The organism is Nonomuraea sp. KM90, assembly GCF_052246675.1.
Taxonomy (GTDB): Bacteria; Actinomycetota; Actinomycetes; order Streptosporangiales; family Streptosporangiaceae; genus Nonomuraea.
Map to the genome: position 1 here is coordinate 1 of NZ_JBQQCB010000204.1, position 11,421 is coordinate 11,421.

Genomic DNA, 11,421 nt, shown 5'->3' on the forward strand with positions numbered 1-11,421 from the left:
CCGGGAGCCGTCCCAGGTGCCGACCACCCGATACTGACCCCACTTCGTACCCTGGACGCTCTCGTGCTCAACCTTGGACCAGTCCCAGCCGACGATGTCCGGCCCACTGCACTGGGGTGGCAGCGACTCGGCCATCGCGGCGCACAGCTGCGGCCCGTGGCCGGGGTCCTCCAGGACGGAGACGGCGTCGGCCGCGTACGTGACCGGCTTGTCGGCCGCCACTCCGCTGCCGCAGGCGGTCAGCACCATGAGGGCGAGGAAGGCGAGTGAGCGCATGACCTTCAGACGTGCGAACGCTCCGCAGAGGTTCAGCAGCATGCGCTCGAGGTCACACAGGAGGACACCTCTCTCGCCTGAGTGCACTCATCTGAGTGTCGGCAGGCGACCGGATGATCGGCCAACCGCGGGTGCCCAGCTGGTCTTGTTCGTCGCGTGGCGCGCTGGCTGCGAGGCCGACGGAGCCGTAGCCGAGGTGGGCGCTGTCGTACAGGGGGTGCCGTAAACGTGTCTGTCACCAGCCGCCATCGGGGCTTCTGACGTCTTTTGCCGGGTTTTGCCCATGATGAACTGCGGCCGGTGTGCGGGCAGATGTCGACGGCAGCCGGTAAGACGAGCGGGGACGGGGCGCCGTTCGGACAGGAGCAGCGGGCCGCGAGTGCGTGGCGTCGGACGGGACCGACGGAGCGGCCCAGCGCATCTTCGCTCGGCGGTGAGAATCGCTTCACTCGGCCCGAACGAGCGACTTAACGCAGGTCACGGCCCAGCACGCCCGAAGCTACGGCGGGTCGCAAGCTTGATGTCAAGCCCTCCCGGTCACCCAGAGCTACTGCGGTTGGTCGCACGGGCCCGAGCGGGGAAGTCTGTCAAAGACCGGCCCGCCACCAGGAGATCCCGTTACGCCGCCGCATCGCCGCCATGTCGATCAGGCCTTGGGTGCCCAGATGCGATCAGAAAATCGTGGTCGTATCGACACGGGCGACTTTCCTGATTTCGTCCTCTGTGACTCCCCGTACGCCGCCCAGGTTCGTGCCGGTCAGGTTCGCGCCTGTCAGGTTCGCGTTGGTCAGGTTCGCGCCTGTGAGGTCAGCGTTGGTCAGGTTCGCGTTGGTCAGGTTCGCGTCGCTCAGGTCCGTGGTCATCAGCTGAGTGTCGGTCAGGTTCGCGCCTGTCAGGTTCGCGCCTGTCAAGTCCGCGCCAGCCAGGTACGCCAGGACCAGGTACGCATGAGGAACGCGAATCTGGGACAGGTTGGGCACACGCCGATTGCGGGCAAGGTCGTAGGAAGTGTCGCGAAGGCCGATGACGGTCAACGCGCCCTGCACGTCAGTGGTGGGCTCCGGGGGCAGATCCTTGTCTTTGACGCTGGGCTTCGGGTCGTGCTCGCGAACGAACGCGGCCAGCACGTCGTAAACGGCCACATGGTCGCGCGGGGAGTCTTGCGCGAGCCGTTCCAGGGCGTATATGCCGCCCAGACGAACATCCGTCTTGTCGGAGCCGAGCTGTTCGACCGCCTTGGTGAACCGATCAGTGACCTGCCCCTGCGTGGAGGCGTCGAGCGACTGCGCCGTGTACCACAGGCCCTGCACAGTGAAGACGACGCCTCCGACAACGACCAGCCCCGTGGCGGCTTGGATCAAGGTGTGGCGGGCGGCGTTGAGTGCCTCCACGCGTTCTGTGGCGGTCATCTGGCCGCGCTCGGCCTGGGTGAGCGGGTGTCGTTCACCTGCGAGGCGGCGCGCGACCGGGCCGATGAGTACGGCGATGCCGAGGACGGCGGCACCGGCCAGGGCGGTACCGGCCAGGATCCAGCGTCCCCACTCCGGGATGATGGCGTACTCGTCAGCCGCGGTCGAGGCGGCCCATAAGATCCCGGCCAGCAGGGGGACGAGCCACAGCAATTGGCGTATCCACCGCCACGCCCAGTGCATCGAGGGGGGCGGGGCCGGCGGAGGAGCCGCTTCTGCGGCTGCGGCCATGCGACGTGCTCTGGCTGCGGTCGCCGCCGTAACGACCTGGCGGGTGGGTAGTCGCGGTTGCCTGGCTCTCATGTCCCTATTGGATCTCTCCCCGAGCGCAAAGGTTCCACGGTTTCGAGCTTGGGGCTCATCGCACGGACCCTGGGCGAGTGGAGGGCCTTTATGTCAAGCCGCCCAGGAACTTCGCGTTGGGGCGTGTTGCTCCATTCCTTACCGGCACCCCTTCTTGGCCTGGCACCAGACCAGCCACAAGACGACGGCAGCCCGGTTGCGGTTCCAGGTCAACGACGCGCTCGCCCCCCATAGCTCGGCGAGCGTGGTGTTCTCCATCGGCGCCTCAGGGGGCGGCCGTCCCGGCCGGGACGCACAGGGGTCGGGTCCGGAGCTGGTAGGAGACGGCGGCGATGGCCAGCGCCCAGCCGTATCCGCCGAACGCCAGCGACGCCGCTCCGCCGATGCCGAACAGGTCGTCGCTCAAGAGGCCGGCGCCTGCGAGGATCCCGCTTGTGGTGCCGTACACGGCAAGGGTCGGTGCGACCACCCAGACCGGTGCCAGCGGCAGGAACCGGGGCACCCGTCTGCCCGCCAGCCACAGCGTCCAGCGGGGAAAGACCATGCCCCACGGCCGGACAAGTCCCAGCAGCAGGAACACGGCGAGCCCGATGCCGCAGACCCCCGCGAGAAGCATGTACCAGGTCGGCCGGAATCCGTTGGGCTCGATTCCGGGGACACCGGCCGCGCCGAGGGTGTGCAGGACGAGGTACGGAAGCCACGCGCAACCACCGGCGTAGACGATCCGGCGCACCACGGGAGGTGCCGCGTGCGGCGTGGGATGCCGCCGGCCCGAAGCCTGTGGCGGATGCGCCCGGCCGCACCGGGGGCAGAGGCCGGCGGTACGGCGGGCATGCGACAGCGCGGTGGCCACGAACAGGGCTCCGAGGACGGCCAGGCATAACCGCTCGGCGAAGCTCACCCAGTCGCTATTGCCCTGGCGGTCGCTGACGGTGCCCGTCAGGACCAGCTGGATCAGGTTGAGCAGCACCATGCAGCTACCCGCCAGGGCCAGCACCGCCACGGCCCACGCGCCTGCCGACAAGGCCCGAGGCGGTACCCGTCCACCCCACGGGCGTACGGTGGCGGTGGCGATCGCGGATCCGGCGAGTAGCACCGCGGCGCCCGGCCACGTGGCGTCGGGCAGGCCGAGGTCGGTGACGCCGAGGAACGAGCGATATCCCATGAGCGCGGCCACCAGCAGCACGCAGCCGTACAGGGCTGCTGCTCCGCCTGCGGCGTGACCCGCCCACGACGGCCATCGCCGCCACCATCCGATCGACGACGCGATCGCGTGAGTATCGGAACGGCTGTTCATGCGGCTCCTTGGGCTGGGGGAGAGACCCTGGAAGTCTGCTTCGCCGGACCTTTGATTTCGCTGAGAGGCGCTGAGAGTCCCCTCAGCTCGCCGACCGGGAGGCGGCGGTCCGGATCGGCGGGTCGCTCAGGCACGTGATCGCCACTGAGGGTGGCCGGCTCCGCGGCGATCAGCCGGTGCGGCCACGTGGTGCGGCCGGGTCCGAGGGGGAGGACGTAGCGGCGGTGCACCGCGCCGGCGTCGGAGGAGCCGTCGACGGGAAGGCCGGCGGGTCCTGCCCAGGGCGCGTACCAGGACGTCGGCGTGGGCGGCGGTTCGGCCAGCGCCGTCATCCGTGCGTGCTGCCTCCTGCGGATCTCGGCTCCGGACCAGGTGCTGACACAGCATCCTCTGGGGCGGCCCGGCACGTTGTGCCTGTCTGATCCGGCACTGACGACCCGCGCTCGCCTCTTGATCGATCGGGCGTGGCAGCCGACCATCGAGACAGAGCTTCCGACCCCCCCGGAGGGACCCCATGATCCGCCGTGCCCTGCTGGCCACCGTCCTCGCCCTGGCCGCCGTCACCACCGTCACCACAGGAACCGCCCAGGCCCGCGCCTGCAAGCTCGGCCACGCGTGCGTCACCGTCTACTACAGCGACTCCACCCGCACCACCGTGGTCGGAGAGAAGTACGAGGACTGCAATGGGGCGGTCGACATGTGGGGCGTCCGCAGCGGCTACCTGGACTTCTACGAGAGCCCTTGCTGACAGGCGTCAGGGCGCGACAAGGCGGTTCGACAAGCTGCAAGGCCGCCGCGGAGCGCGGCTCCCAGCCGCCGGGCAGGACCTGGAGGAGGAACTGGCGGTGCTGGGAGCTCAGCCCGTGAAGTAGTGTCCCGCGTTCAGATCGGCGATGAGCCCGGCCCGGCCGGGACGCCAGTCCAGCAGCTTCTGGGTCAGGGCGGAGGAGGCCGGCATGTCCGGCGTGACGAAGGAGGCCAGCCAGCCGAAGTGCTCGCCCGCCTCCCGCGCGGTGATCGCGGTCACCGGCACGCCGAGCCGGTGACCGATGACGCCGGCGACGTCGCGTACCGGCACGCCCTCCTCGGCGACGGCGTGTAGCCGCGCGCCCGCGGGAGCCTCCTCCAGGGCCAGCCGGTACAGGCGGGCGGCATCCAGCCGGTGCACGCTCGGCCAGCGCTGGCCGCCGTCTCCCACGTACGCGGAGACGCCCTTCGCGCGGGCGATGCCGATCGCGGTCGCGACGAACCCCGGGTCGCCCTCCCCATGCACCAGCGGCAGCCGCAACACCGAGACCCGCACCCCGCGCTCCACGAACGACAGCGCCACCTGTTCGGCGGCCCCCCGGGGCGAATGTGTCCCCGGCTCGTCCTCCTCGGTGCCGACGCGGCCAGGCGGGAGCAGGCCGGTGCCCGAGGTGCTCACGAACGGGCGGCCGGACCCCGTTAGCGCCTCGCCGAGCGCCGCGATGGCCCGCCGGTCGGTCTGGTTGGCAGCCTCGAAGTTCGTGAAGTCGTGCACGAAGGCCAGGTGGATGACGCCCTCCGCGGCGGCGGCCCCGGCGCGCAGGCCGGCGAGGTCGTCGAGCGAGCCCGGGTGTGGCTCGGCTCCCGCGGCCCTCAACGCGGCGGCGGCCTCGTCCGTACGGGCCAGACCGGAAACCTGGTGCCCGGCCTCGATGAGCTCACGAACGACGGCGGAACCCACGAATCCCGTGGCACCGGTGACGAAAACACGCATGATGATCTCCTTCTTCAGCGGTGTTCCCATCGTCGGAGCCGGCGCCGTACGGCGTCCAAAGCCTGTTCCTCATCGCGCAATACGTTTCAGGCATCACCGCAGTAGGCTGCGGTGTATGCCCGACTCGCCCGACCTCGATCTGCGGCTCGTGCGCTACTTCACGGCGGTCGCCGAGCACGGGCACTTCGGCCGCGCCGCCGAGGCCCTGCACATCACCCAGCCGTCGCTGAGCCGGCAGATCCGCGGCCTCGAGCGGCAACTGGGCGCCCGCCTGCTCGACCGTACCCCGCAAGGCACGCGGCTCACCGAGGCGGGCGAGGTCTTCCTGCCCCGCGCCAAGACGCTGCTGCGCTCGGCCGCCCAGGCGGCGGCGCAGACGCGCGCCGCCGCTCGGCCCAGCCGGATCACGATCGGGTACACGGCGGGCCTCATCGTCACGCCGGCCGTGCGCGAGCTGCGCCGCCTGCACCCGGACGCCGACGTACGCACCTCACACGTGGCCTGGAACGAGCCGCGCCCCGCCCTGCTCGACCACCGTGTGGACGCGGTGGTGACCCGGCTGCCGTTGGTGACCGACGGGCTCGACGTGACGATCCTGTACGACGAGCCGCGCATGCTGCTGCTCTCGCGCGACCACCGCCTGGCGGGCCGAGAATCCGTGACGCTGGACGACATCGCCGACGAGCCGCTGCCCCGGCTGGCCGACCCGGACCCGGCCTGGGAGGCGTACTGGCGCATCGATCCCAGGCCCGACGGCCGCCCGGCCCCCGACGGCCCGCTCATCGCCGGCATCGAGGACAAGTACGAGGCGATCGCCGCCGGCGAGGCGGTGGCCATCGCGGCCGGCCCGATCTTCGTCAGCCTCCGCCCGGACCTCACCTCGATCCCCCTGGAGGGCGTCGAACCGAGTCACGTCGTGCTGGCCACCCGGGCCGGCGACCGCAACCGCCTGGTGGCGGCGTTCCGCAAGTCCGCCAGGGCACTGCTCACCAGCTCGCGGGCAACCCTGGGGTGGTCGGAGCCAGCGGGCGGTCCGGCGGGTGGATGACGTACGTCCCGCCGCCGCTGGTGCTGCGCAGCCGCACCTTCTCGAAGCTTCTCCGAGCAGGACCGGCAAGCCCTTACCGACCTGATCAACCAGTGCCCGCAGGAAGCGTGCACGGGCCTGTCCGGCGCTCCCGAGCCATCCGCCCGTCCACCCGAGTTGCGGCCGCCGCGTTCGCTGTGGTGGGGGCTCTTCCAGCTGCGCTGCTAGTCGGCGCGGCCGACTGGGATGGTGAGCACCTGGCTGCTGCCGGCTGTACGCCGCCAGCGGCACCACGAACCGGCCACCGCGTACACCACGCACGACGCCAGCTGAGCGCCGGGTGACCGAGCTCTACACCAAAGCCGCCGAGCAGTTCGGCAGCGGCCAGGCCCCAGTCCGGCTGGCAGGCCTGTACGCGCTGCAGCGCCTGGCCCAGGACCCCGGCACTGCGCCAGATCATTGTGGACGTGTGCCGCGCTTGCCGGCGTCGCCGCCCGGTCGGCCTGCTGCTGATCGCGGGTTGTCTTGCCGTGGTTGTCGTGCCGCTGGTCACGATCTTCATAGATCGTGCCTGCGTTCGTCGCGCGCCACGCAATCGGGCCCGACTATGACGGCCATCCGGCGCGCCTGGTCGCGTTCGTTCTGTTCCTCATCGGGTTCGATTTCGACTTGCTGGCAACTTGAGGGCACATCCCACCAGCTGAGCCTTTCACCCTCTCCGCCCGGACATCGCTCTGTTGAGACCGGGGCCTGCTCGGGCAGCACCGTAAGCGCGCGAGCAACCAGCGGATGCCTGTCACCGTCCGGAGAGCCGCGCGAATGGAGTGCAGCAGCCAGGGCACCCCGCGACCCTGCCATCACCTGCTGAGCAGCGGCGCTGAACTTTGGCGCCTCTTGACACTCGGGTGTCGCCGCCCGGAGCGGGCGCCTCAGAAATCGCGCCAGTCGTCGAACCATTCGTCGGCCTGGGTGGTGCTGATGCCGGCGCGTTCGGCCAGGTCGGCGAAGGCTTCGCCGGATTCCTCGCGTCTGATGGTGTCGATGAAGCCGTCGTGACGCTCGTCCACCAGATTGAGCGTCTCGATGAAAGCGCGAAGCGCCGATTTCGCGGCTTCGGCCCGCTCCCCGGGATCGCCGGGGAGGTCGCCAAGGGCGCGCGAGGCGGTCGTGTAGGCCTTGCAGGCGGCCGCGGCAGCGCGCCGGTCGTCCTCGATCCAGTCGCGGAACGGGTTGTTCAGGTTCTCGGCGAGCCAATCGTCCGACTTCGCGCCTTGGACGACGAGATCCAGCTCGGACCGGCGGTACCGGGACTTCAGCAGCTTCGCCGTCTCCCGCCTGATCCCGTCCACGTGCAGCGAACGCAGCGCGGGCCAAGTTTCCGGCAACGAGGAGGCATCGAGGGCGTACGCGGAGTTGAGCTCCAGACTGAAGAGCGAGAGGAAACGACTGAGCTGCCGCGCCTCGGCCAACTCGCCAGGAGACGTCGTCCAGTCGATGCGCAGGACCTCGAGGTCATCCAAACCGGACAACGACGCGACGGAAAAGGATCCTCGCACGCTGAGCTGAAGGTTGCGGACGGAGCGCAGACCTGGGGGTATGGACGGGTCCGGCGAAATGATGAAGAGCCCGACGCGCGCGCCGTCCGCCTCGGCCACGACCTCCGGCGGCTCACCGGAGAGCTCCACGAATGTCAGCCTTTCGAACCGGTCCGGCAGCAGCAGCCGTCGGGGAGAGCTTCCGCTGAGCCACAACGACGTGACACGCGTCGGGGAGAGGTCGACGAGCGGCGGCGCGTTCTGCCAGCGCAGCGCGGAGATGAGAGGACGGCGGCCGATGGCCTCGATCAGCCCGCGGTCAGTCCCCTCCCAGGTCAGGCCGGTCAGCATCGGCAGGGCGTCGAGCTGGGACCAGTCGGGTGTTGCGTCAGGCGGGACGGCGGCCAGTTTGGGAAAGTCCAGGTGGCTCGTTCCCAGGCGGAACGTCTTCCGCCCGTGTCCGAAGTCCAGCTCCACCCTCGTCGATGGGATCACGGCAGCGGCCTTGTAGGCCGCCTTCGCCGCCTCGGGAAGGGACAGATCCCAGTGCCACTGCAGGTTCGCCTGGATGAGCACGTACACCCATCCTCCGGAACGCGGGCAGTTCGCAACGGGCTCGATGCCGTCCAGCGTGCCGATCCAGCGCAGGTCGGAAGGCGGAGTCTCGGTTCGGTCGATGGATATCACGGCGGGTTCCGCCGCATGTGAATGGTGATCAAGAATCAGCGTACCCGCGACTGCCACGTCCTCCAGGGACGGCACCGTCTCGGAGTGCCAGTCGAGCACGCCCACGATGAGGTGATCGCCGTCCATCCCCACGATCCTGCAGGCGCCGAATCCGCCGATGCGTAACGGTATGACCGCCGTATCCCCGATCCTGCGATCAGTTCCGCTCACGGGGGAGACGCTAGCAGCCCGCAACTCCCACCGGCACTCAGCGAGCCGATGCCACGTTGGCGACGTACGCCCGCAGCAGCCTGCGCCCCTGCTCGATCATGGCGGCGTCACCTTCCCGTGAGGCGGTGAAGGCGAGCTCGAGTGTGGCCGCCGTGCCTGGATGGCCAGCCGCATGACGCGGTACGGGTCGGCAACGGCGCAACCCGGCCTCCTCCCGCGCAAGTGGTACGTCACCGTGAAGCCCGTTTTCATCCCCTGAAGTACGTACGAAGTGCTGAGGAACCATACTCGATCGGTCGCGATAGACGCCGAAGCCCGCCCGCTCGGCCAGGATGGGGCTTCACCACAGCCATGTGGTGAAGCCCGTCGACTTCCGTCCGCCGGTAGAACCAGGCAGGTGTGCCGTGAGCGCGCTGGTCTCCATGAGCTGTTTCCTTCTCGCCGGGCTGTTCCTCGGCGTCGCGATCCGGATGGAACTCAACCGGAGGAGGGCGCGCGCGGAGCAGAGTGGGGAGTCCGCCCCCGCGGCAGAGCCTTCCGCGCCGCCCGGCGCGGCGTCGTTCACAAGGCATAGCTTGACGCCCTCGCGGCCGGCACCCTCATTCGCGGACGTCTCGCTGGATCGAGCGGCCGACGCGTCCCGGCCTGACAAGCCAGAGAGCAGCATGTCGGGTCCGTCTCCCTCGTCCGAGTTCTCTCCTGCGCTCTCACCCGCCGATTTCAGGCTCCCCGCGGCATCGAGACCGCCTCGCAACCAAGCGCAATCAGCCCGGCGTGACCGGAAATCTCCGCAATATCATTCCAGCCAAGTCCCCTCTCAAGCGCCCGAACCTGCACAGGATGCACGGCGGCCACCGGAGCGCAACAATAAAGAGCCACGCCGCGAAGACGATCCCCCGCCTTCCGGCACCCGGACGCGGACGCGCACGACGCGTGTGGTGCGGAAGATCCCGCTGCCAGCCCGCGCCGAGCCCGGCCGCACTCGCCCGCCCCAGCCGGCCGTGGTCACGATAGCCGTGGAACCACACGTCCGGCTTGAGCAGCATGGCACTGGATCCCGGCCCGTTCACGACGTCACCTTGTACAAGTTCTCCCACGTGCTCATCGGGAACGACAACAAGGCCGAACGGACGATCAAATACCGCATCAGAAGCGTGAGGTTCGATGCGGATGAGCTGGCGGGGAAACTCCGGGGTGGTGACGCCCGCAAGGCGCTGATCCGCCTGATCGGCGATCCGGACGACCGCCGGGCGAACGACCGGTTCCGGCGCGAGCTCACGAAATCCCGTGGACCAGACGACCGCCACAGGCACATGGTGAGCTTCAGGGTGACCCGTCATGTCGACGTGACGGCGATCGGCTGTGACGTCGTCGCATGGGGAAACCGGAACACCGCCCGGATGAAGATCAGTCATGTGATCGCCCGTGGCGGGATACCCGTGTCTACGCTGTTGGGAGGGGATCCGGAGCTGGTCGCGACCTTCGCCCGCCTTCTGCGGGATCCCTCGAATCGCGAGATCGCGCAGCAGTTCAACCGGCGTATCGGCGCTGCCACCCGGGACCTGGCTCCGGAAAAGCTGGTGCGCACCCTGGCTTGCGACGGCGGCCCTACTCGCGTCGTGCGATCCGGGGACGGACTGTCCGCGTACGGCGACTCCGCCACGACGGGCACCGTCGGGCGCGACAACCGAATCGTCCAGAAGATACGCACCGAGATCGGGAAGATTCCCGAACCGGCCAAAGAGGTCGCACGCCGCACCCGCGAGGTGTCCGGAATGACAAGAGACATCTCCAGAATGCACGGGCCGTTCGAGAGCCCCGGCCGATAGTCGAGGAGGAAGCCATGGCAGAAGGCCGCCGCTCCGCCATGTGGTCAGCCATTCTGATCTCGTCCGGCGCTCTGGCGGGGCTGGGCGTCTTTCTGTACGACCATACGTTGCAGAGCGCCGATCAACTCGCGAGCGTCGGCGGCTTCGTCACGGGGGTTGTGGGCATGGTGGGCGCCGCCCTCGGCACGATGACATCAAGGAGGTCCGCATCGGAGGCCACGGCGGCATCGCCGTTACCGGAGCCGGCCGTCCCCGAACGGTCGGGGCCCACGAACATCGCGATAGGCTGCGGAGTCGTCATCAACGGTGATGGCAACACCATCGACGCGTCGCAGGAACTCCGGAAAGGCAAGAAGCGTAAGCCCCGCCGGCGCGCGCAGTTGTCCTGACCCGAGGCGCCGGGTCGGGCGGCGTTCGTGACGGCCAGGATCGCCGGTCATGCCGCCGGGTTGCCGCCGCGCGCCGTAGCCGGTGGCGTGCTGCCGCAGGTGGGCGGGTTCGTCGATGATCCTATTGCCGAGCACCGACAGCAGGCACCGCGCGACGGACACCACCACGACGGGCCAGAGCTGACCTCTCGACCAGCCGTCGAGCCAGGCGGCCACGAAGGGGATGCAACCGCCGACGATGTCGTGGGTGAAGGTGACGCCGGTGTAGCGGTCCGGACGTCGAACAGCTCCGACACATCGTGGCCTGCGAGGCGAGCGTCAGGTCGTTGCAGAGGGTGAAGATCATGACGAAGGCGGCCCAGATCACCACGGGAGTGCCGGTGTCGAGCATGAAGAAGGGGTAGAACAGCACCGCCGCCGCGACCGATCCGGCGACCATCGCTGGGCGGCGCCCGTACCTGTCGCACAGCCAGCCCGCGGTCGGCACGGTGACCAACTGGCGATCAACACGAAGGCGTTCTTTGATGGGCGTTCTAAGCCTGGATCCACCGCTGGGAATCTGACAAAAGAACTGTGAAATAGGGCGAGGTGCCCTTTGGCCTGGGAAGATGGGAGTTCTCTACGCTCCAGCAACCCAAATCAGAAGGACACCTCGTAC

Annotated in this window: 9 protein-coding genes; 4 read left to right on the forward strand and 5 right to left on the reverse strand. The window is 69.1% G+C overall.

Annotated features, from left to right (window positions below):
- The 3 genes from ACTWPW_RS60275 to ACTWPW_RS60285 all read right to left on the reverse strand — a co-directional run.
- Window positions 1-318: hypothetical protein (locus ACTWPW_RS60275; protein WP_443174422.1), on the reverse strand; the 318-nt coding region annotated here is incomplete at its 3' end.
- Window positions 319-947: 629 nt separating this feature from the next.
- Window positions 948-1,898 (reverse strand): pentapeptide repeat-containing protein, encoded by a 951-nt coding sequence (locus ACTWPW_RS60280; protein ID WP_443174423.1) that lies wholly within the window; start codon window positions 1,896-1,898, stop codon window positions 948-950.
- 415 nt (window positions 1,899-2,313) lie between these two features.
- On the reverse strand, window positions 2,314-3,345 hold the full coding sequence (locus ACTWPW_RS60285) for a hypothetical protein (RefSeq protein ID WP_443174424.1): 1,032 nt from the start codon (window positions 3,343-3,345) through the stop codon (window positions 2,314-2,316).
- Between the two features lie 514 nt (window positions 3,346-3,859).
- Here ACTWPW_RS60285 and ACTWPW_RS60290 point away from each other — a divergent pair.
- Window positions 3,860-4,093, forward strand: a complete 234-nt coding sequence (locus tag ACTWPW_RS60290; protein ID WP_443174425.1) for a DUF6289 family protein — start codon at window positions 3,860-3,862, stop codon at window positions 4,091-4,093.
- A gap of 108 nt (window positions 4,094-4,201) precedes the next feature.
- Here ACTWPW_RS60290 and ACTWPW_RS60295 read toward each other — a convergent pair whose 3' ends face one another.
- Complete coding sequence (locus tag ACTWPW_RS60295) at window positions 4,202-5,086, reverse strand: SDR family oxidoreductase (protein WP_443174426.1); 885 nt, start codon at window positions 5,084-5,086, stop codon at window positions 4,202-4,204.
- A 115-nt stretch (window positions 5,087-5,201) separates the two neighbouring features.
- Here ACTWPW_RS60295 and ACTWPW_RS60300 point away from each other — a divergent pair, with 115 nt between their 5' ends.
- Complete coding sequence (locus ACTWPW_RS60300) at window positions 5,202-6,134, forward strand: LysR family transcriptional regulator (RefSeq protein ID WP_443174427.1); 933 nt, start codon at window positions 5,202-5,204, stop codon at window positions 6,132-6,134.
- A gap of 908 nt (window positions 6,135-7,042) precedes the next feature.
- Here ACTWPW_RS60300 and ACTWPW_RS60305 read toward each other — a convergent pair.
- Complete coding sequence (locus ACTWPW_RS60305; RefSeq protein WP_443174428.1) at window positions 7,043-8,545, reverse strand: hypothetical protein; 1,503 nt, start codon at window positions 8,543-8,545, stop codon at window positions 7,043-7,045.
- Between the two features lie 1,097 nt (window positions 8,546-9,642).
- On the opposite strand from ACTWPW_RS60305, the gene ACTWPW_RS60310 reads away from it, so the two are divergent.
- Both ACTWPW_RS60310 and ACTWPW_RS60315 read left to right on the forward strand, forming a co-directional pair.
- Window positions 9,643-10,374, forward strand: a complete 732-nt coding sequence (locus ACTWPW_RS60310) for a hypothetical protein (RefSeq protein WP_443174429.1) — start codon at window positions 9,643-9,645, stop codon at window positions 10,372-10,374.
- A gap of 14 nt (window positions 10,375-10,388) precedes the next feature.
- Window positions 10,389-10,763 carry a hypothetical protein gene (locus ACTWPW_RS60315; protein ID WP_443174430.1) on the forward strand — a complete coding sequence of 125 codons (375 nt, stop codon included), beginning with the start codon at window positions 10,389-10,391 and terminating at the stop codon, window positions 10,761-10,763.
- The last annotated feature ends 658 nt before the right edge of the window (window positions 10,764-11,421 follow it).